The organism is Paracoccus sp. KR1-242 (assembly GCF_049446195.1).
In the GTDB taxonomy this organism is placed as follows: Bacteria; Pseudomonadota; Alphaproteobacteria; order Rhodobacterales; family Rhodobacteraceae; genus Paracoccus; species Paracoccus broussonetiae.
On record NZ_JBMSED010000010.1, the window covers coordinates 16,587 to 37,365 of the forward strand.

Here is a 20,779-nt window from a genome sequence, read left to right on the forward strand (position 1 = left end):
ATCTCCCCGACTTTTGGTTTGGACCAGTTTTCGATTCCGATCCATTTGGTGTGATCCAATTGAGCGACCAATTTTTGCGTCGGTCAAGAATTTTTCCTCGGAGAATAATTAATGCGTCATATTTCGCCTTCCGAGACTATTTTTCGCGATCTAGGATCACGCGATGCGCACATCCCTTGCACAGCGTCTTTCGGTCAGCGGCAGCCTTCCGCGTGCGATGCGCAAGGCGCCCGATGCGGTGCCCATCGGTTTCCTGGCACCGCTGACCGGACCTTCGGCCCCCTGGGGGCGTCCGGGGCTGGAAGGCTGCCAGCTTTGGGCGGATTGGGTGAATGAACATGGAGGGTTAGCGGTCGGGGGACTGCGCCTGCCGGTTCATATCGTGGCCCGCGATGCCGCGCTTTCGGGTGCCGAAACGGTGATCGCCGCCCGCGAACTGGTCGAGCAAGCGGGGGCGCGGCTGGTCCTTGCGCTTGGCGGCGACAGCCTTGCCCCGGCCTTGCCCTGGCTGATGGCGCGCCGGGTCCTGACCACCACGTTGCTGCCGTTCGATCTGTCTCCCCATACACCCAGCCTGATCGCCCCGGCCGAGGTGCATCCGCTGTTTTCCGTTACCGGGGCCGAATGGCTGGCCGCGAATCGGCCCGGTTTCCGGCGGGTCGCGCTGTGCAGCCAGGATGACATGATGGGCCTGCCCTCGCTTGCCACCTATCGCGCGGCCTTTGCGGCCGAAGGGATGCCTGTCGTGCGCGAGATCCGCTATTCCCCCGAACGGCGCGATGCGGCCGCGATGGTGCAGGCCATGCTGGCCGCGGATCCACAGGTCCTGTGCTGGTGTTCGTCCGAGCCGCACATGGTTCACGCGCTGACCGAAGCCGCGTTCGAGGCCGGTTTCCGTGGTCCGATACTGTCTTGCACCGGTGACAATTACAGACGGTTGGTCGGCGTCACTTCGACCGCCTTCATGCAGGATTTCATCTTCCAGTTTCCGGATTTCGACGATCCGCTGTTGAACGGAACCGCCTTTTTCTTTCGCCAGCCGCAGGCGTTCCATGCCGACTACCGTCAGCGATTTCCGGGCCATTGGTCGGCGGTCAGCTGGGAATACGCCTCGATTCTGGACCTCTGGCAATCGGCGGTGGAAATATGCGGCCGGACCGAGCCGATGGCGGTGCTGGACGCGATGAAGCGCGGCGGCCAGATGATGCAGGCATTCGGTCCCGCGCGTTGGTATGGGGATGCGCTGTTCGGCATCGACAATGCGCTGATCGGGTCATGGCCGGTGGTCAGGGTGGAAAACGGCACCGCGCGGATCCAAGAGTTCCGCTCGGTCCTGGATTGGCTGGGACGGCACGAAGCACTGCTGCTGCGGGAAATGGCCAAGCTGGGGCTGCTGTGGCAGCAGCGCGCGCTTAGTCCTCCTGCATAAGCTGGCGCTGTTCGTCCATCAGCTCCTGCTGCACCAGGTCCAAGGCGCGCGCGATGTCGCGGTCCGAGATCGCCCCGACAAGTGCCGCGTAATCCGCGCGCAGGCGGACGATGTTTTCGGGCGTCAGCCGCCGACGCTGCAGTCCGGCGCGGTGGCGCTGGCGCCCGGCCTTGACCAGCAACCCATAGCAGGCCAGCAGCAGCGGGTTGCCGGTTCCTTCAGCCAGTTTCAGGCGGAACTCCTCTTCCAACCTGGCGAAGCGCGCGGGGTCGATGGCGGCTTCCATCCGCTGGACGATCTCGTTCAGTTGATCGATGGCCGAAGGCGGCATGTGGATCAGCGCCAGCCGGATCATCTCGGGCTCAAGGATGCCGCGCATGACCTGCAAATGCAGCGGACCGGTCGCGGCGGCGATCGGGGCAGCCTCATCCCAGGTGCCGGGATCGGCGACATAGGAACCAGCGCCAGCGCGGCGGGTGATCAGGCCTTTGCGTGACAGAAGGTCCAGCGCCTCGCGCAGGGTATTGCGCGCGATGCCCAGGCTGGCGGCCAATTCGCGTTCGGCCGGCATCCGGCTTCCATGCGGATATTCGCCCGAGGCGATGCGATGGCCCAGGGTTTCGGCGACCATCTGGACAGTGGAACCCGAGGCGGTGGATTCCACCAGGGCCGTTGGAACATTGCGCGGCAAAGAGGTCACGTCGCCTCCGGGATGCTGGACAGCCCGATTGAAACCGGGCTGAACCTTTTGCGCAAGTGACGATGAACCAATTATACCAATTAAGTTCGCCGTCGTGGCTTCCGGGTCAGATATCCAGCGTGTTGTCGCGTTCCCATTGCGACAGATGCGCGGAATAAGTGTCCCATTCCTTGGTCTTCAGCTTGATATAGGCATTCGAGAACTCGGTCCCCATCGCCTCTTTCAACTCGCTATCCGCGTCAAAGACCCGGATCGCGTCCAGAAGGTTGAGCGGCAGCTTGGGCGCGTCTTTGACGATGTGACCCTCGGCATACATGTCGATGTCCCAGCGCTTGCCCGGATCGGCCTTGGATTTCAGGCCGGAAAGCCCCGCCGCGATGATGACCGCCTGCAGAAGGTAGGGGTTCACCGCGCCGTCGGGCAGACGCAGCTCGAACCGGCCGGGACCGGGGACGCGCACCATGTGGGTCCGGTTGTTACCGGTCCAGGTGACCGAGTTCGGCGCCCAGGTCGCGCCCGAACTGGTGCGCGGGGCGTTGATGCGCTTGTAGCTGTTGACCGTCGGGTTGCAGATAGCCGCCAGTGCCGAGGCATGCTTCATGATCCCGCCCAGGAAGTGGCGGCCGCTGTCCGACAGGCGCAGCTCCTTGCTGTCATCGGCGAAGGCGTTCTTGCCGCTGGCGATGTCCCAGACCGAGATATGGGCGTGGCAGCCATTGCCCGTCATGCCCATGATGGGCTTCGGCATGAAGGTCGCGCGCATGCCGTATTTCTCGGAAATGGCGCGCAGCATGAACTTGAAGAAGCTGTGCTTGTCGGCGGTCTTCATGGCCGAGTCGAACTTCCAGTTCATCTCGTACTGGCCGTTCGCGTCTTCGTGGTCGCACTGATAGGGTTCCCAGCCCATCTCGAGCATGTAGTCGGTCAGCTCGGCCATCATGTCGAAGCAGCGCAGCACGACCTGCTGATCATAGCAGGGCTTGACCGAGCAGTCCTTGCCGTCGAACAGCGCCTGGCCTTCGGGGGTCAGCAGAAAAAATTCGGGCTCGACGCCAGTTTTGACATCGAGCCCGAGATCTGCTGCCTGAGCCACCAGGCGGGAAAGCACATTGCGCGGTGCCTGGCTGAGATCCTCATCGTTCATGATACAACGAGCGGGAACCCAGGCGACCTCCTTTTTCCAGGGAAGCTGGACCGCGGCGGAGGGGTCTGGAACCGCCAGCATGTCCGGGTGGGCGGGGGTCAGGTCCAGCCAGGTGGCGAAGCCCGCAAAGCCGGCACCGTCCCTTTCCATGTCGGCAATGGCCTGTGCCGGCACGACCTTGGCGCGCTGCGCGCCCATCAGGTCGGTGAACGAGACCATGAAATACTTGATCCCATTCTCGCGGGCGAAGTTCGTCAGCCGGCTCGCCTTGCTTTTTTCATGATTGAATGTGCTGAGGTCGGTCATCTCTAATCCTGTTGGGTTGGTGGAGACGGCTCATTTTCGCCGTCTCTCATTCACATCAGAAGCCTGACTGACCGGGGATCCAGCTGGTCCCGGCAAGGGGCACACCCGCCATGGCGGCCGCTTCGATCGTCAGGGCGCAAAGGTCTTCGGGCTCCAGGTTGTGGACATGACTCTTGCCACAGGCGCGGGCGATGGTCTGGCATTCCAGCGTCATCACGGCAAGGTAGTTGCGCAGACGGCGCGCCGCTTCGACCGGGTCCAGGCGCTTCATCAGCTCGGGATCCTGGGTGGTGATGCCGGCCGGGTCCTTGCCCTCGTGCCAGTCGTCATAGGCATCCGCCGTGGTGCCAAGCGCCTCGTATTCGGCGGCCCATTTCGGATCGTTCTCGCCCAAGGCGATCAGCGCGGCGGTGCCGATGGCCACCGCATCCGCGCCAAGCGCCAGCGCCTTGGCCACGTCTGCGCCCGAACGGATCCCGCCCGAGACGACCAGCTGGACCTTGCGGTGCATTCCCAGATCCTGCAGCGCCTTCACCGCGGGACGAATGCAGGCGAGGGTTGGCTGGCCGACGTTCTCGATGAAGACGTCCTGCGTCGCGGCGGTGCCGCCCTGCATCCCGTCCAGCACCACGACATCCGCGCCTGCCTTGACCGCCAGCGCCGTGTCGTAATAGGGGCGCGCGCCACCGATCTTGATGTAGATCGGTTTTTCCCAGTTGGTGATCTCCCGGATTTCAAGGATCTTGATTTCCAGGTCGTCCGGCCCGGTCCAGTCCGGGTGACGGCAGGCCGAGCGCTGGTCGATCCCGACCGGCAGGTTGCGCATGTTGGCGACGCGCTGGGTGATCTTCTGGCCCAGCAGCATGCCGCCGCCGCCCGGTTTCGCACCCTGACCCACCACGATTTCGATCGCGTCAGCGCGGCGAAGGTCGTCGGGGTTCATGCCATAGCGGCTGGGAAGGTATTGATAGACCAGCTTTTCGGAATGGCCGCGTTCCTCGTTGGTCATGCCGCCGTCGCCGGTCGTGGTCGAGGTGCCGGCCAGCGTCGCGCCGCGACCCAAGGCCTCTTTCGCGGGACCGGAAAGGGCGCCGAAGCTCATCCCCGCGATGGTGATCGGGATCTTCAGCTCGATCGGCTTTTTCGCAAAGCGGGTGCCGAGCACGACCGAGGTGTCGCATTTCTCGCGATAGCCTTCCAGCGGATAGCGGCTGATAGAGGCCCCAAGGAACAGCAGGTCGTCGAAATGGGGAACCTTGCGCTTCGCGCCGCCGCCACGGATGTCGTAGATGCCGGTATCGGCGGCGCGGCGGATTTCGGCGTTGATGCCGGGGGAATAGGTCCAGCTGTCACGCGGCAGGGTCTGCGGGGTTTTGTCCATGATGTCTCTCATCAATAGGCTCCGGCATGATCGACGTGGAAGTTGTAAAGCTTGCGGGCAGAACCGTAGCGCTTGAACTCCTCGGGCTTGGCATCGGCGCCCGAACGTTCCAGCAGGTCGCGCAGGATTTCCAGATGCTCGGGCCGCATTTCCTTTTCGATGCAGTCCGAACCCAGCGACTTGACCTTGCCGCGCACGAACAGCCGCGCTTCGTAAAGCGAGTCTCCCAGCGCGTCGCCGGCGTCGCCCAGCACCACCAGGTTGCCCGATTGTGCCATGAAGGCGGACATGTGGCCGATATTGCCGTGGACGACGATATCAATGCCCTTCATCGAGATCCCGCAGCGGGACGAGGCATTGCCCTTGATGACCAGAAGGCCGCCATGACCGGTCGCCCCGGCATATTGGCTGGCATCGCCGTCGATGACGACGGTGCCCGACATCATGTTTTCGGCGACGCCCGGACCGGCCGAGCCGGTCACGCGGATCGTTGCCTGCTTGTTCATGCCGGCGCAGTAGTAGCCGGTCGAACCCTTGACCGTCACCTCGATCGGGGCGTCAAGACCGACGGCCACCGCATGGGCACCCTTCGGGTTTTCGATCACCCAGGCGGTCTGGTTGGTGGCCAAGGCCTGTCCCTGCAGGGTGCTGTTCAGTTCGCGCAGCGGCGTGTTCGCAAGATCGATGGTCTGCATCTCAGCGTTCCCAGAAATAGACGGTGGCGGGCTCGGGCTCCCAGACGCGGGCGTTCTCGATCCCCGGAAGATTGGCGAGCGCGCGGTATTCGGAACCGAAGGCGACGTAATCATCGGTTTCGGCCATCACGGCGGGCTTGCAGGCGATCGGGTCGCGCACGACACCGAAGCCGTTCTTGGTCCCGACCACGAAGGTGAAGAAGCCGTCCAGATCCTCAAGCGTGCCTTCCAGCGCCTCGCCCAGGTTCGCGCCATCTGCGAGCCGCGAAGAGATGTAGCAGGCCGCGACCTCGGTATCATTCTGGGTCTGCGGGGCGAAGCCCTTCTGCGTCAGTTCGCGGCGTAGCTGGTTGTGGTTCGACAGCGAGCCGTTATGGACAAGGCACTGGTCCGCACCGGTCGAGAAGGGGTGTGCGCCCAGCGTCGTCACCGCGCTTTCGGTCGCCATGCGGGTGTGGCCGATGCCGTGGCTTCCTGCCATGTCGCGCAGGTGAAAACGATCTGCGACGTCCTTGGGCAGGCCGACTTCCTTGAAGATCTCCATCGAGTGGCCGGCGCCCATCACGCGGATACCCTTTTCGGCCATGAAGGCACGGGCCTGGGCCTCGGTCCCTTCGGGCAGCGTCAGGACGGCGTGGGTGTCCACGACCCGCATCGACACCGGCCCTTCAAGGGCGTGGGACAGCGCGGTGTCGAGACCGTGGAACGTCTCGTCCGGGGTGTCCGACTGGACGGTGATCTTCAGTTTTCCGCTGTGGTCGCCATAAATCGCGATCCCGGCGCTATCCGGGCCCCGATCGGTCATGGTGATCAGCATGTCGGTCAGAAGATCACCAAGCTTCGGGCGCAGGTCTTCCTTTTTGAGGAAGAGGCCAACAATGCCGCACATCCTTGTCTCCAGTGTTGCGTTGCGTCTTCCTATATAACCGCTAAGAAAATTAAATTCGCAACAGGAAAATTGATGGCGATGAAAAGGCGGCTGCGAAAAGCCGGTCTGCCCGATTTGGCGTCAGGGCAAAGCCCGCTCGGGCACGGGTTTGGCCCGCGCCTGAAAGGGCAATTCTGCCAACGAATTCGCAGTGGAATTTCAGGAAAAGCAGGGTGGGGGACCGGAGTTTTCCGGTGCCGGAGGCATCGGCGCGGCTCAGCCGTGCTCGGCCAGCGTGCAGATGCCGTTTGCCCCTTTAGGCCCGGTATAGGACAGGCTGGACGAGCCGTCGGGATTGATCGAGATCGAGATCACGACCTTGCCGTGCTGGGCCTCATAGTAATTGTCGTTGAAGGTCTTCAGCTTGGCTTCCTGCCCGTTCACATAGACCGGACCGCCTTCATCCGCGTGGACTTCGATCTTGCCGGGACAGGTGGCGTTGATCAGCGGGATATTTGCCGAAGCGGCGTGTGCCAGAACAAGCAGCGCGATGGTCACGGGAACAAGACGCATGACGATTCTCCCCAAAGGATGGGGAAAGGCTAGGTCGGCGCGTGCGAGGGTTCAAGCGTTGTCGGAAGGCGGGATGTCCCCGGCCGCTGGGGCCGGAGGCGGGGCAGGTCGAGTCGGGTCAGCCGGCGACGCAATCGGCGAAGTAGTGCATCCGCCCGTCTTCGCCGATCTCCTGAACCAGACCGTGGATGTCGGTTTCGAAGCCGGGGCATTCGCGCGCAAATTCGCGATTGAATTTCAGGTATTCCACGATCTTGCGGTTAAAGACCTCGCCCGGGATCAGAAGCGGGATGCCCGGCGGATAGGGGGTGACAAGGCTGGTGGTGATGCGCCCCTCAAGCTCGTCGATCGGCACGCGCTGCGTGGTTCGCTGGGCGATATGGGCAAAGGCGTCGCTGGGCTTCATCGCGGGGGTCAGTTCGCTCAGATACATCTCGGTCGAAAGGACGGCGACGTCGTATTTCGCGTACAGCGTGTGGACGTGCTGGCACAGGTCGCGCAGACCCAGCTGTTCATAGCGGGGATGCTTCGCACAGAAATCCGGCATGGTCCGCCACATCGGCTGGTTGCGGTCGTAATCGTCCTTGAACTGCTGCAGCGCGGTCAGCAGCGTGTTCCAACGGCCCTTGGTGATGCCGATGGTGAACAGGATAAAGAAGCTGTAAAGCCCGGTCTTTTCGACCACGACCCCGTGCTCGGCCAGATATTTGGTGACGATCGAGGCCGGGATCCCCGTCTTCTCGAAGCGCCCGTCCAGATTCAGGCCGGGCGTGATGATGGTCGCCTTGATCGGGTCCAGCATGTTGAAGCCCGGCGCCATGTCGCCGAATCCGTGCCAGCTGTCCTCGCCATCGCGCTGGACGCCGTCGGCATCGGTGCGGCGCAGGACCCAGCTTTTCGTGCTGCCGATACCTTCCTCTTCCAGCTCGTCCGGTCCCCAGACCTGGAACCACCAGTCGTCATCGCCAAATTCGGCGTCGACCTTGCGCATGGCGCGGCGGAAATCCAATGATTCGGCGATGCTTTCCTCGACCAGCGCGGTGCCGCCCGGAGGTTCCATCATCGCCGCGGCGACGTCGCAGCTGGCGATGATCGAATATTGCGGACTGGTCGAGGTGTGCATCAGGTACGCTTCGTTGAACAGGTGCCTGTCCAGTTTAGTGTCCTGCGAATCCTGCACCAGCACATGGCTGGCCTGGCTGATCCCGGCCAGCAGCTTGTGGATCGACTGCGTGGCATAGGTCACGGAATGCTTGGTGCGCGGCCGCTTGCGGCCCATCGCGTGATAGGTGCCATAGAAGGGGTGGAAGGCGGCGTGGGGCAGCCATGCCTCGTCGAAATGCAGGTTTTCGACATAGCCGTCCAGCAGGCCCTTGATGACCTCGGTATTGTAAAGGACGCCGTCATAGGTCGATTGCGTCAGCGTCATGATGCGCGGTTTGACCGCCTCGGCGTCGACGCCGTCCAGCAGCGGGTTCGAACGGATCTTGGCCTTGATGGTCTCGATCTCGAATTCGCTGTAGGGAATCGGACCGATGATGCCGAAATGGTTGCGCGTCGGCTTCAGGAACACTGGAATCGCGCCGGTCATGATGATCGAATGCAGGATCGACTTGTGGCAGTTGCGGTCAACGACGACCACATCGCCCGGCGCGACCGTGTGGTGCCAGACCATCTTGTTGCTGGTCGAGGTTCCGTTCGTCACGAAGAAGCAGTGGTCCGCGTTGAAGATCCGCGCAGCGTTCCGTTCAGAGGCGCCGATCGCGCCATTATGGTCCAGAAGCTGGCCCAGCTCTTCGACCGCGTTGCAAACATCGGCGCGCAGCATGTTTTCACCATAGAACTGGTGGTACATCTGCCCGATCGGGCTTTTCAGGAAGGCGACGCCGCCGGAATGGCCGGGGCAGTGCCAAGAATAGGACCCGTCTTCCGCATAGTCGAGCAGCGCCTTGAAGAAGGGCGGCTGGATGCCTTCAAGATAGCTCTTGGCCTCGCGGATGATGTGCCGGGCGACGAATTCCGGCGTATCCTCGAAGGCGTGGATGAAGCCGTGCAGTTCGCGCAGGATGTCGTTGGGCAGATGGCGCGAAGTCTTGGTCTCGCCATAGATATAGATCGGGACATCTGCATTCTTCCAGCGCACTTCCTCGATGAAGTTGCGAAGGTTGACGACGGCAGGGTCCAGATCTGGACCGGGGCTGAATTCCTCGTCGTCGATCGACAGGATGAAGGCAGAGGCGCGCGATTGCTGCTGCGCGAACTGGGTCAGGTCGCCATAGCTGGTGACGCCCAGGATCTCAAAACCCTCGCTCTCGATGGCCTCGGCCAAGGCGCGAATGCCCAGCCCCGAGGAATTCTCCGAGCGGAAATCTTCGTCGATGATGACGATGGGAAAGCGAAACTTCATGCAGGTCTCCTGACGGGAGGGCAGCCCTGCGGGAAGACACAGCATGTCACGGTTGCTCGTCCTCCTGCTCTGTCTGGTCGGGTTGGGTTCAAAGGGCCGTTTGTGCCATTGAGGGGGTGTCGTCAAGCCTGAATGACCGAGCAGGGCAAAAGCGGCGGATCCCCCCGGCGGGGCGTGCCGCAAATACCGCCGGGCACCCGCTTCGATAACGCGATTGTCACAGCCCGGCGGGGCGGTTCCGGGTTATCCTTGGGCTCTGCGAAGGATCGCCCCCAAGCCGGGAGACGCACATGCTGATCTGTCGCCGTCACGTGATCGCCACCTTTGCCGCCCTGGCCTGCGGGCTGGGGTCCATTCCCGCCTTGGCCCATCACGGCTGGTCCTGGGCCGAGCCCGAGCAGTCGCGGATCGAGGGCACCATCGCCTCGGTCTCGATGAGCCCGCCCCATCCTTCGCTGCGCGTCAAGGCCAAGGACGGGACGCTGTGGCAGGTGGATCTTGCCAACCCGAACCAGACCGCGCGCTCTGGCTTCACCCAGGATGTGGCGCCCGAGGGCGCGGCCATCGTCGTGATCGGAAACCGCAACAAGGACCGCGACCGACCGCACATGAAAGCGGTGCAGGTGGTAATCGACGGCAAGGTCTTCGACATCTATCCCGATCGCATCCGCAAGGATTAGCGCCTTGGACCAGCTCGCCGTCTGGATCGAGCATTGGACCCTGGCCGAGGCGCTGCGCCGACCCGGCGCACTTTATCCCTTGGTGAATGCGGCGCATGTGCTGGGGATTGGCCTGCTGCTGGGCGCGATCCTGCCTCTTGATCTGCGGCTGCTGCTGGGTGGTAGTACGCCCCTGCAGGTGCTGGCACCATTCCTGTCGCGCGCGGCCGGGATCGGTTTGACCCTGGCGTTGCTCACCGGCTTTGCACTGTTCGCGGTCAAGCCGCGGGAATATCTTGGAAATGGCGCCTTCATCTGGAAAATGGTGCTGCTATCGCTGGCACTGATCAATGTCGCGTTGCAGCACCTGAATCCGGGTTGGGCACGCGTGGTTCAGCATGGAACCGTCGATGCTCCGACCCGGATCCTGGCCGCCCTGTCGTTTCTGGCATGGCTGGGCTGCCTTCTGGCGGGGCGCTGGATCGGCTTTCTGTGACCCCGGCCCGCTACGGTCGGATCAACTTGCCAGCAGCTCCTCAGGCGTGAGCGAGGCCAGACCCAGCGCCGCCCCGACCGGGGGCGAGGTCAGCCGCCCCTCATGCGTCGCCAGTCCCGCGCGCAGATGGGGATCGTGCTGGATCGCGCGCCGCCAGCCGTGATCGGCCAGCGCCAGGACAAAGGGCAGCGTCGCGTTCCCCAGCGCCTGGGTCGAGGTCCGCGCCACCGCACCGGGCATGTTCGCGACGCAGTAATGGATGATGCCGTCCACCTCATAGATGGGGTCGTGATGGGTGGTCGGGCGCGATGTCTCGAAACAGCCGCCCTGATCGATGGCCACGTCGACCAGAACCGCGCCGGGTGGCATGGTGGCAAGCTGCGCCCGCGTGACCAGCTTGGGTGCCGCCGCCCCCGGCACCAGCACCGCGCCGATTACCATGTCGGCGGTGGTCAAAAGCTCGGCCGTGGCGGCGCTGCTGGCATATTGCGTGGTCAGCTTGCCCATGAAGATGTCGTCCAGATAGGACAGGCGCGCGACCGAGCGGTCCATGACGGTCACGTTTGCGCCCATGCCCACCGCGACCCGCGCCGCCGCCGCGCCGACTACGCCGCCACCGATGATCAGCACATTGGCCGGGCGCACGCCGGGCACACCCCCCATCAGGACGCCGCGCCCGCCATTGGCCTTTTGCAGCGCCCATGATCCGACCTGCGGGGCAAGGCGCCCGGCGACCTCGGACATCGGCGCCAGAAGGGGCAGGCCGCCGCGCGCATCGGTCACCGTCTCATACGCGATGGATGTCACGCCCGAGGCCAGCAGATCGCGCGTCTGCGCCGGGTCCGGGGCAAGGTGCAGATAGGTGAACAGCACCTGTCCCCGCCTCAGCATGGCGCGCTCAGCCGCCTGAGGTTCCTTTACCTTCACGATCATCTCGGCCCCGGCAAACACCGCCGCGGCGTCGGGCGCGATGCCCGCGCCCGCAGCCTGATAGTCCAGGTCCGTGAAGCCGGAGCCCTGGCCGGCGCCGGTTTCTACCAGAACCTCGTGCCCGCGGCCCACCACTTCGGCCACGGCGGCAGGGGTCAGGCCCACGCGGAATTCCTGCGGCTTGATCTCTTTCGGGCACCCGATCCTCATGGTTTCCTCCTCTGCCCTGCGGATGTTGCTGAGACGAAGTCTGGCACCGCTTGGGCAAAAGATCATGCGAAGCATCAGTGGAAAACGGCGCTCCGGCGGCAGGATTCGCCGCAGAATGGCTCTGTCGCGCAAGAAACGCGCGTTTCGCGCGCCTTGGGTTTTTCAGCTGGCGACGCGGGCGCGCACCATGCTGGTCTTGCGGTAATCGTCGTTGCCGGTGACCTCCTCGCCCAGCCAGGGCGGGGACGAGATGGCCGCATCCTCGGACGGCAATTCAATCTCGGCCAGCACCACCCCTTCAAGCAGGCCGTGATATTCGTCGACCACCCATTCCTGTCCGTCGGCCATAAGGTGGTGGCGCGTCTTTTCCAGGATCGCGCTGTCGCAATGCTGCTCCAGCATGATACGCGCGTCGTTCGCCGGGATCTCGTACTCGAATTCGTCGCGGCTGATGCCGATCCGCTTGCCCTTGACGGTCAGAGTCGCACGGTCGTCATAAAAGCGGATGCGGACCTTGCGGCCATCCTCGACCGCGACAAGGCCGTCGCGCAGGTTGACCTTGCGCAGGACCTGCGCGCGCCACAGATCGTTCGCGACCAGGAATTTTCGTTCGATCTCTTTGGGCATGAACGCTCGGAGCAGGATTCGCGGGCCTTATCGCCGCTTCGCGGGGTTTTGCCAAGACAGACTGGACAGTCCCGGACGAAGGTCGGGCAGAATTTCCGCAATAGACGCCCGATTTCCGGCCCACCGGCCGCGTTCATGGTGCTAACAAAGGCCATGCTGTTCGATCTTCCAGACCACGACACCCTGTATCAGGCCCTGCTGTCCCGCGATGCGCGCTTTGACGGACAGGCCTACGTTTGCGTGGCGTCGACCGGGGTCTTTTGCCGGCTGACCTGTCCGGCGCGCAAGCCCCTGTCCACCAATTGCACCTTCCGCGCCACCATCGGCGAATGCATCGAGGCCGGGTTCCGCCCCTGCCTGCGCTGCCATCCGCTGCAGGCCGCGGCAGGGTCGGATCCGACCATCGCCGCGCTGCTGCGGGCGCTGGACGACCAGCCGGGGCGACGCTGGAGCGAACAGGATCTGAAGGACATGGGTCATGACCTGTCCACCGTGCGGCGCAGCTTCCGGCGGCATTTCGGCATGACATTTCTTGAGATGGCGCGGCAACGGCGCCTGCGCGAGGGGTTCGAGACGCTGTCGGGCGGCGGCCCGGTGATCGCGGCGCAAGTGGATGCGGGCTTCGAATCGGCCAGCGCTTTCCGCGTGGCCTTTGCCCGGATCCTGGGCGCGGCCCCGGCCGAGTTGGCGCAAGGGGGCCATTTGCGCGCAAGCTGGATTCCGACGCCCCTTGGCGACATGGTGGCCGTGGCGAGCGACACCCACCTGCACTTACTGGAATTCGTGGACCGCAAGGCCCTGCCGACGGAATTACAGAAGCTGCGGGCGGCCACACCGGGCGGGCTGGGGCTGGGCCGCACCCGCATCACCGAACAGGCAGCGGCCGAGCTTGAGGCCTTTTTCACCGGGCGGTTGCCCCGCTTTTCCACCCCCGTGCATCAGCTTGGCAGCGCCTTCAGCCGCGAGGTGTGGGACGAGTTGCGCCGCATCCCGGCCGGGGAAACCCGCAGCTATGCCGATGTCGCGCGGCAGATCGGGCGTCCGTCGGCGACGCGGGCCGTGGCGCGGGCAAACGGTGCGAACCAGATCGCGCTGATGGTCCCTTGCCACCGAGTGATGGGCGCGGACGGATCCCTGACCGGATATGGCGGTGGGCTGTGGCGCAAGCAGCGCCTGTTGGAGATCGAGCGCCAGTATCGCCCCATGGCCTAAGTCGGTTCAGCCCCGCGGCACCCGCAGCGCCGCGGTCATCATCCGGTCCAGCGCCTGCAGGAAACGGGCGCGGTCAGCCTTGGAAAACCCGGCCCCGCCGCCCTGCAGGAAGGGATTGGCCGCGCGCAGGTCGCTCATCAGGTCGCGGGTCGCAAGGCGCGGGCCGATATTGGCCATGTCCAGCACCTCGCCATTCGGCTGCACGACCTGCGCCCCGGCTTTCAGGCAGCGGTCAGCCAGTGGGATGTCGGCGGTGACGACGACATCGCCCGGACCGCAATGTTCGGCGATCCAGCGATCGGCCATGTCCGGCCCCTCCTGCACGATCACCAGTGAGACCAGCGGATTGGCGGACGGGCGCAATCCACCATTGCAGACGAGCACCATCGGCAGGCGCAGGCGCGTCGCGACGCGCTCTGCCTCGGCCTTCACGGGGCAGGCGTCGGCGTCGATGTAAAGCGTGGTCATGCGGATTTCCCTGCGAGGACAGTCGGGGCGGCAGTCTTGCACCGGATTGGCGACGGGTGAAAGGGGGCGGGGCGCGCCCTGCCGTGAAGAAGTGTTTGACAGGTCCGACGCCACTTTTTATTTGTAAGACAAATTAAGGGAGAGAGGGATCCATGCGGGTCAACGCCGCCATCCATCGCGATTTCGCGATTTCCGAAATCGACGACAGGCTTTACGCCGCCTTCATCGAGCATATGGGCCGCGCCATCTATTCCGGCATCTATGAGCCGGGCCATGCGCAGGCGGACGGGAACGGCTTTCGCCGCGATGTCGCGCAACTGGTGCGCGATCTGAATATCCCGGCGATCCGTTATCCGGGCGGCAACTTCGTGTCCTCGTATAACTGGGAAGACGGCATCGGCCCCAAGGAAGACCGTCCGGTGCGCCTGGACCTTGCCTGGCGCAGCAAGGAAACGAACCAGGTCGGCATCAACGAATTCGCCACGTGGGCGGATGAACTGGGCATCGACATGATGCTGGCCGTCAACCTGGGGTCGCGGGGGATCGAGGAAGCCCGCAACTTCATGGAATATGTGAACCATCCCTCTGGCAGCTACTGGTCCGATCTGCGCCGCAAGCATGGGGTAGAAAAGCCCTATAACGTCAAGATGTGGTGCCTGGGCAACGAGATGGACGGCCCGTGGCAGATCGGTGCGAAGCAGGCGCGCGAATATGGCCGGCTGGCGGATGAAACCGCCAAGGCGCTGCGCGCGATGACCCCGGATGCCGAACTGATCGTCTGCGGGTCGTCCAACGACCAGATGCCGACCTATCCCGAATGGGAACGCTCGGTGTTGGAAGAATGCTATGAGCATGTCGACTATATCTCGCTGCACAAGTATTTCGGCAACTCGTCGCGCGACACGCTGAACTTCTTCGGCAAGATCGAGGAAACCGGCCGCTATATCAACGCGATCGGCGGGGTGATCGACTTCGTCAAGGCCAAGAAGCGGGCCAAGAACGACGTCTATATCTGCTTCGACGAATGGAACGTCTGGTATCACCGGCGCGAAGAGGATTCGCGGCGCTGGCGCAGCTGGGACTGGCCCGAGGCGCCCGCCCTGCTGGAAGAGGACTACACTTTCGAGGACACGCTGTTCGTCGCTGGGCTTCTGAACGAATTCATCCGCCGCTCGGACCGGGTGAAGATCGCCTGCATCGCGCAGCTGGTGAACGTCATCGCCCCGATCCGCGCCGACAAGGGCGGCAAGGCGTGGCGGCAGTCGATCTACTGGCCCTATCAGCTGGCTTCGCTTTACGGGCGCGGCACGGCGCTGCGTGTCGCGGTGGACGGGCCGAAATATGATTGCGAGGTCGCCTCGGACGTCGATTACCTGGACATCAGCGCCGTCACCCGCGACGGCACGGTCACGGTCTTCATCGTCAACCGCCACCTGACCGAGACGCTGGACCTGCGCCTGTCGCTGACCGGTTATCCCGGCGCGTCGGTAGAGTTCCACAAGGTGATCGAGGGGCATGACCTGATGGCGACGAATGGCCCGGATGCCGAACCCATCGCGCCCACGGACGGCAAGGGTCTTGCGGTCGAGGATGGCGCGCTTGGCGGCAAGCTTGCGCCGCTGTCCTATCACGTCGTCCGGCTGAAGGTCTGACGCATGTCGGGCGTTGTCCTGCGCAATGTGCGAAAGTCCTTCGGTGGCGTCGATGTCATCCGTGACGTGTCGCTGACCGTCGAAAAAGGCGATTTCGGCGTCTTCGTCGGCCCTTCGGGCTGCGGCAAGTCGACCTTGCTGCGGATGATCGCCGGGCTTGAGGACACGACCTCGGGCATGATCCAGATCGGCGGGCGCGACGTGACGCAGGTCGAACCCGCCCGCCGCGGTGTCGCAATGGTGTTCCAGTCCTATGCGCTTTATCCGCATCTGAGCGTGGCCGAGAACATGGCCTTTTCCCTGCGGCTGGCGCGAAAGTCGCGTGCCGAGCGCGAGGAAAAGGTTCGCGAGGCCGCCCGCATCCTGCAACTGACCGACCATCTGGACAAGCGCCCCGCCCAGCTTTCGGGCGGACAGCGCCAGCGCGTCGCCATCGGCCGCGCCATCGTGCGCGAACCCGAGGTGTTCCTGTTCGACGAGCCCTTGTCGAACCTTGACGCGGAACTGCGCGTGCAGATGCGGCTGGAACTCAGCCGCCTGCACAACCAGATCGGTGCGACGATGATCTATGTCACGCATGACCAGGTCGAGGCGATGACGCTGGCCGACGACATCTTCGTTCTGCGCGGCGGAGTGGTTCAGCAGGCGGGCGCGCCGTTGCGGCTTTACGACGACCCCGACAACCGTTTTGTCGCGGGCTTCATCGGCTCGCCCGCGATGAACTTCATGGCTGGGACCGTGATCGCGCAGACACCCCGGGGCATCCGCGTCGCCGCCGAGCAAGGCGAGGTCGAGGTGCATCTGCAGGACCGCCCGTCCGATGGTGCCGCGGTCATCGTCGGCATCCGCCCGGAAAGCCTGGCACCTGCGGAAACCGGCATCCCGGTTACGGTCGAGATGGCCGAGGAACTGGGCGGCAACGCCTTTGTCCATTGTCGGCTGACATCGGGGGCGGACATCGTTTTCGAACGTCGCGGATTGCGCGACCGGCTGGATGGCCAGCGCATCAAACTGGCAGCGGACCCGATGCGGGTCCTTTGCTTCGCACCCGAGGGAAATCGGCTGCGCTGACCAATCCGGACGGGGAGAGTCCGGTCAAAAAGGGGAGAGAAGAATGAAACTGTTTACCTCGCTGGTGACGGCGGCGCTGCTGAGCGGCGCGATGCCGGTCATGGCCGAAACCCAGAACATCACCTGGTGGGATTTCTTCGCCGGCGGCGACGGCGTGCGGATGAAGGCCCTGATCCAGCAGTTCAACGAGGAAAACCCCGACATCAAGGTCAATGCGACAACGCTGGAATGGGGCACGCCCTTCTACACCAAGGTGCGCACCTCGGCCGCGGTGGGGCAGGGGCCGGACGTGATGACCTATCACCTGTCGCGCCTGCCGATGGGGCTGAAGGAAGGCATCCTGACGCCCATCACCGATGCCGACCTTGCCGCAGCTGATCTGAAGCAGGACGATTTTTATGCCCCGGCGCTGGCCGCGGCAAAGGGACCGGACGGCACGCTCAACGCGGTGCCCTTCGACATCCATTCGACCGTGCTGTTCTACAACAAGAAGCTGCTGGAGGGGACGCCCTATCTGGACGCGGACGGCAACCTGACGGGCGTGGATTCGCTGGAAGGGTTCGAAGGCGCACTGGCCGCCGCCAAGGAAAAGGGCTCGACCGCGCCGATTTCCTACGCCACGGGCGATGATGGCGGCGTCTATCGTGTCTTCTATACCTTGCTGGCGCAGCAAGGGGGCGAGCTGATCTCGGCCGATGGCCAGGTCCTGCCCGGCGACAGCGCCGACAAGGCGGTGCGCGCGGTCGAGATCATGACCAAGTGGTACGAGAACGGCTGGCAGCCCGAACAGGCGCTTTACGAGGCGTCGGTCGCGCTGTTCACCTCGGGCAAGTCCGCCTTCTTCTTCAACGGCGCCTGGGAAGTCCCGACCATGGTCGATCTGGAGGCGAAGAAGGAACTTGGCTTCGAATGGGGCGTGGCCGAAATCCCGCCGCTGATGGGCAAGCAGACCAACTGGGCCGATAGCCACGGCTGGGCGATCCCGATCCAGGGCAAGTCCGAGATGTCGCCTGAAAAACGTGCGGCCGTGATGAAGCTGATCGGCTGGATGGAGAAGCATTCGCTGGCCTGGGCGGCGGCGGGCCATATCCCGGCCTACAAGCCGGTCGCCTCTTCCGACGAGTTCAAGGCGATGAAGCCGAACTCGAACTATGCCGGCCTTGCCGATCACGCCACCTATGATCCGCGCAGCCCGGTCGCTGGCGTCGCCTCGCCCGTCTATGACGCGGCGGTCAACGTCCTTGCCCCCGCGATCCACGGCTACATGCCCGCGGATGAAGCCATCGCGCAATTCCGTGCCGAAATCGAAGGGGCGATGAAGTAGGACCATCACGGCCCCCGGATCATTCCGGGGGCCGCGCACCCGAAAAGGACCGCCCATGGCGATGATACGAAACCAGAGGCGGCACCGGCTTGTCGCCTATTCCCTGATCCTCCCCTTCGTCGCGATCTTCGCGCTGGTCTTTGCCTATCCGATCACCGAGGTCATCCGGCTGAGCTTTACCAACGCGACGCTGATCGGCGGCGGGGACTGGATCGGGCTTGAAAACTACCGCCACCTTCTGGCCGACCGGCTGTTCTATACCTCGCTGAAGAACAACGGCTATTTCGTGCTGCTGACGGTGATCCCGACCACCGCCATCGCGCTTGGCATCGCGCTGATGGTGCAGCGCCTGTCGGGCAGGGTACAGGCGCTGGCGCTGGCGCTGTTCTTTCTGCCCTATATCCTGCCCGTCTCGGTCGTGACCCAGATCTGGGCCTGGATGCTGGACTTTCAGTTCGGCATCCTCCAACCCGTGCTTGAGCTGATTGCCGGAAAGCCGGTGCCGGTCTTCAAGAACCCGCATTGGGTCATGCCGATGATCGCGCTGGTCACGGTCTGGTGGACCAACGGCTTCAACGTGCTGCTGCTGCTGGCTGGGCTGCGCAACATTCCCCAGGATCTTTACGAGGCCTCGGCGCTTGACGGGGCGACCCGCTGGCAGCAATTCACCCGGATCACATGGCCGCTTTTGTGGCCGGTCGTGACACTGGTGCTGACGCTGCAACTTATCCTGCAGCTAAAGCTGTTCGACCAGGTCTATCTTCTGTCCGAGGGCGGGCCGTTCAACTCAAGCTCGGTCCTGCTGCTGATGGTCTATCGCGAGGCGTTCCAGCAGAACAACGGTGGTTACGCGGCGGCGATCTCGCTGGTGGTGTTTTTGCTGATCGTGGCCGTCTCGGTCTTTCAATATCAGGTGCTGCGCATCAGGGGGCGTCGATGACACGGCAAAGACGGTTCGAAAACCTGGCGCTGACCGCCTTCACGCTGGTCGCAGGCGCGATCTGGATCTTTCCGCTTTACTGGGCCTTCGTGACCTCGATCCGGACCGAGAACCGGGTGGTGTCGGAACATGCGGGCCTGCTGCCGGACGAATTCAACCTGAGCGCTTATCATGACGCGCTGTTCAATTCGAGCTTGCTGAAATGGTATGTGAACTCGATCGGCACCTCGCTGATCATCACGGCGGTGGTGCTAATCGTGGGCATGATGTGCGCTTATGCCATCAGCCAGATGGAGTTTCCGGGCCGCCGCCTGCTTTACGGCGTCGTGCTGGGCAGCTTCATGGTTCCGGCGCAGGTGCTGGTCGTGCCGCAGTTCATCCTGATGAACGATCTTGGCCTGATCAACAAATGGGGCGGGATCATCCTGCCGCAGCTGGTCGTGCCTGTGGTCATCATTGTCTACAAGCAGTTCTTCGACGCCGTCCCGAAAGAGATGAAAGAGGCGGTCGTGCTGGACGGGGGCAGCGATTACACGATGCTGTTCCGCGTCTATCTGCCGCTGAACTGGGGCATCACCACGGCGCTGGCGATCATCACCTTCATTTCGTCCTGGAACGCGTTCCTGTGGCCCTTCCTGGTCATCACGACCGAGAACATGATGACGATCCCGGTCGGGATCACGCAGGTGAACGATGCCTTCGGCGTCGCCTATGCCCGCGTGATGTCGGTCGCGCTGCTGGGGGCGGCCCCGGTCGCCATCGCCTATCTGCTGTTCCAGAAGCGCGTGACCGAGGCGGTGATGATCTCCTCGGGGGTCAAGGGCTGACCTGGCGCAGGTCGAAGACCGTTCTGCCCGAGGTGTCGAGCAAGGCTGTATCGACCAGCTCCGCCATCAACTGCCGGGCGCCCGCGGCATCGCGGGCCTCGATCCGTTCGAAGACGGCAGCATGTTCCTCCACCGGATTGCGGGTGTGGGGATTGGGCATGTCGCGATAGCGGAAGGCGGTGGTAAAGGCCACCGCCGCGCAGATCCCCGCCTCAAGCGTCGCCAGAACGGGGTTGTGCGAACTGCGCAGGATCGCGCGGTGAAAGCTGGCATCCGCCTGGTGCCAGCTTGTCTCGGTCATGTCGCAGGTCCGCATCGCGTGGAGCGCCGTGCGAAAAGCGACAAGGTCGTCGTCGCTGCGCCGCGTCGCCGCCAGCGCCGCGGCCGAAGGTTCGACCATCGCGCGCAGTTCATAGATCGCGCCGATGAACCAGTCCGGCGGTGTTCCGGATTCAAAGAACCAGCGCACGACATCGGGGTCCAGAAGGGTCCAGCCTTCGCGTGGAGCAACGCGGGTGCCGCTGCGGGTGCGGCTGATCAGCATCCCCTTGGCTGCGACTTGACGCAGCGCCTCGCGATAGGCGCCGCGCGAGACGCCGGCCATTTCGCCGAACTCCATCTCTTTCGGGACGGGTTCGCCCACGGCAAGCTTCCCGGCGACGATCTGCCGTCCCAGCCAGTCCGCGATCGAGCCGTGGATGCGCCGCGAACTGTGCGTCGAAAAGACCGGGGCCGTGCCTGAATCATGATCCTTTTTCATCCCACAGTCATAGACGATCGGAGGACCAAGAGCAGCGGGAATATTGTGGGAATCCCTGCTTGCGCGCAGGTTTCGGCGACGGGCTGGCCACGCCTGTCAA

The 20,779-nt window shown here is 63.8% G+C and carries 20 protein-coding genes; 9 read left to right on the forward strand and 11 right to left on the reverse strand.

Annotated elements, in window-relative coordinates:
• The first annotated feature begins 163 nt into the window (after positions 1-163).
• Positions 164-1,429 (forward strand): ABC transporter substrate-binding protein, encoded by a 1,266-nt coding sequence (locus tag ACO2Q4_RS15275; RefSeq protein WP_423320334.1) that lies wholly within the window; start codon positions 164-166, stop codon positions 1,427-1,429.
• Here the strand turns inward: ACO2Q4_RS15275 and ACO2Q4_RS15280 are convergent.
• From ACO2Q4_RS15280 to ACO2Q4_RS15310, 7 genes are all read right to left on the reverse strand, one after another.
• Positions 1,413-2,129: a FadR/GntR family transcriptional regulator gene (locus ACO2Q4_RS15280; protein ID WP_423320336.1), complete on the reverse strand. Its 717-nt coding sequence runs from the start codon at positions 2,127-2,129 to the stop codon at positions 1,413-1,415. The genes ACO2Q4_RS15275 and ACO2Q4_RS15280 overlap by 17 nt on opposite strands.
• 106 nt (positions 2,130-2,235) lie before the next feature.
• A complete protein-coding gene (gene glnT / locus ACO2Q4_RS15285) occupies positions 2,236-3,579 on the reverse strand; it encodes a type III glutamate--ammonia ligase (RefSeq protein ID WP_311759550.1) in 1,344 nt (447 codons plus the stop codon).
• 55 nt (positions 3,580-3,634) lie between these two features.
• On the reverse strand, positions 3,635-4,960 hold the full coding sequence (locus tag ACO2Q4_RS15290) for an FMN-binding glutamate synthase family protein (RefSeq protein ID WP_311759551.1): 1,326 nt from the start codon (positions 4,958-4,960) through the stop codon (positions 3,635-3,637).
• A gap of 11 nt (positions 4,961-4,971) precedes the next feature.
• Positions 4,972-5,655 carry a GXGXG domain-containing protein gene (locus ACO2Q4_RS15295; RefSeq protein ID WP_311759552.1) on the reverse strand — a complete coding sequence of 228 codons (684 nt, stop codon included), beginning with the start codon at positions 5,653-5,655 and terminating at the stop codon, positions 4,972-4,974.
• 1 nt (position 5,656) lies between these two features.
• The gene (locus tag ACO2Q4_RS15300) at positions 5,657-6,544 is read right to left on the reverse strand and encodes a class II glutamine amidotransferase (RefSeq protein WP_311759553.1); all 888 of its coding nucleotides are present in this window, start codon (positions 6,542-6,544) and stop codon (positions 5,657-5,659) included.
• Between the two features lie 255 nt (positions 6,545-6,799).
• The gene (locus ACO2Q4_RS15305) at positions 6,800-7,096 is read right to left on the reverse strand and encodes a hypothetical protein (protein ID WP_423320339.1); all 297 of its coding nucleotides are present in this window, start codon (positions 7,094-7,096) and stop codon (positions 6,800-6,802) included.
• Between the two features lie 118 nt (positions 7,097-7,214).
• A complete protein-coding gene (locus ACO2Q4_RS15310; protein WP_311759555.1) occupies positions 7,215-9,503 on the reverse strand; it encodes an arginine/lysine/ornithine decarboxylase in 2,289 nt (762 codons plus the stop codon).
• A 290-nt stretch (positions 9,504-9,793) separates the two neighbouring features.
• On the opposite strand from ACO2Q4_RS15310, the gene ACO2Q4_RS15315 reads away from it, so the two are divergent.
• Together ACO2Q4_RS15315 and ACO2Q4_RS15320 are read left to right on the forward strand one after the other, a co-directional pair.
• Entirely contained in the window at positions 9,794-10,183 is a 390-nt protein-coding gene (locus tag ACO2Q4_RS15315; RefSeq protein ID WP_395133902.1) for a DUF6152 family protein, read from the forward strand.
• A gap of 4 nt (positions 10,184-10,187) precedes the next feature.
• Positions 10,188-10,658 (forward strand): DUF2214 domain-containing protein, encoded by a 471-nt coding sequence (locus ACO2Q4_RS15320; protein WP_423320342.1) that lies wholly within the window; start codon positions 10,188-10,190, stop codon positions 10,656-10,658.
• A 21-nt stretch (positions 10,659-10,679) separates the two neighbouring features.
• On the opposite strand, the gene ald is transcribed toward ACO2Q4_RS15320, so the two are convergent.
• Positions 10,680-11,798: an alanine dehydrogenase gene (gene ald / locus ACO2Q4_RS15325; protein WP_311759558.1), complete on the reverse strand. Its 1,119-nt coding sequence runs from the start codon at positions 11,796-11,798 to the stop codon at positions 10,680-10,682.
• Between the two features lie 162 nt (positions 11,799-11,960).
• The gene (locus ACO2Q4_RS15330; protein ID WP_423320345.1) at positions 11,961-12,425 is read right to left on the reverse strand and encodes a CYTH domain-containing protein; all 465 of its coding nucleotides are present in this window, start codon (positions 12,423-12,425) and stop codon (positions 11,961-11,963) included.
• 153 nt (positions 12,426-12,578) lie between these two features.
• On the opposite strand from ACO2Q4_RS15330, the gene ACO2Q4_RS15335 reads away from it, so the two are divergent.
• Positions 12,579-13,637, forward strand: coding sequence for a bifunctional transcriptional activator/DNA repair enzyme AdaA (locus ACO2Q4_RS15335; RefSeq protein WP_423320621.1), 1,059 nt, complete (start codon positions 12,579-12,581; stop codon positions 13,635-13,637).
• Positions 13,638-13,643: 6 nt separating this feature from the next.
• Here ACO2Q4_RS15335 and ACO2Q4_RS15340 read toward each other — a convergent pair whose 3' ends face one another.
• Positions 13,644-14,105 (reverse strand): YaiI/YqxD family protein, encoded by a 462-nt coding sequence (locus ACO2Q4_RS15340; RefSeq protein ID WP_311759561.1) that lies wholly within the window; start codon positions 14,103-14,105, stop codon positions 13,644-13,646.
• A gap of 152 nt (positions 14,106-14,257) precedes the next feature.
• Here ACO2Q4_RS15340 and ACO2Q4_RS15345 point away from each other — a divergent pair, with 152 nt between their 5' ends.
• From ACO2Q4_RS15345 to ACO2Q4_RS15365, 5 genes are read left to right on the forward strand one after another with little or no spacing between them, the layout of a single operon-like run.
• Positions 14,258-15,757 (forward strand): alpha-N-arabinofuranosidase, encoded by a 1,500-nt coding sequence (locus tag ACO2Q4_RS15345; protein ID WP_423320347.1) that lies wholly within the window; start codon positions 14,258-14,260, stop codon positions 15,755-15,757.
• A 3-nt stretch (positions 15,758-15,760) separates the two neighbouring features.
• Positions 15,761-16,828 (forward strand): ABC transporter ATP-binding protein, encoded by a 1,068-nt coding sequence (locus ACO2Q4_RS15350; RefSeq protein ID WP_423320349.1) that lies wholly within the window; start codon positions 15,761-15,763, stop codon positions 16,826-16,828.
• A gap of 43 nt (positions 16,829-16,871) precedes the next feature.
• The gene (locus ACO2Q4_RS15355; protein WP_423320351.1) at positions 16,872-18,152 is read left to right on the forward strand and encodes an extracellular solute-binding protein; all 1,281 of its coding nucleotides are present in this window, start codon (positions 16,872-16,874) and stop codon (positions 18,150-18,152) included.
• A gap of 55 nt (positions 18,153-18,207) precedes the next feature.
• Positions 18,208-19,092: a carbohydrate ABC transporter permease gene (locus tag ACO2Q4_RS15360; RefSeq protein ID WP_311759565.1), complete on the forward strand. Its 885-nt coding sequence runs from the start codon at positions 18,208-18,210 to the stop codon at positions 19,090-19,092.
• Complete coding sequence (locus ACO2Q4_RS15365; RefSeq protein ID WP_423320353.1) at positions 19,089-19,919, forward strand: carbohydrate ABC transporter permease; 831 nt, start codon at positions 19,089-19,091, stop codon at positions 19,917-19,919. Before ACO2Q4_RS15360 ends, ACO2Q4_RS15365 begins: the two co-directional genes overlap by 4 nt.
• Here ACO2Q4_RS15365 and ACO2Q4_RS15370 read toward each other — a convergent pair.
• Positions 19,909-20,679, reverse strand: coding sequence for a FadR/GntR family transcriptional regulator (locus tag ACO2Q4_RS15370; RefSeq protein WP_311759567.1), 771 nt, complete (start codon positions 20,677-20,679; stop codon positions 19,909-19,911). The genes ACO2Q4_RS15365 and ACO2Q4_RS15370 overlap by 11 nt on opposite strands.
• Between the last annotated feature and the right edge of the window lie 100 nt (positions 20,680-20,779).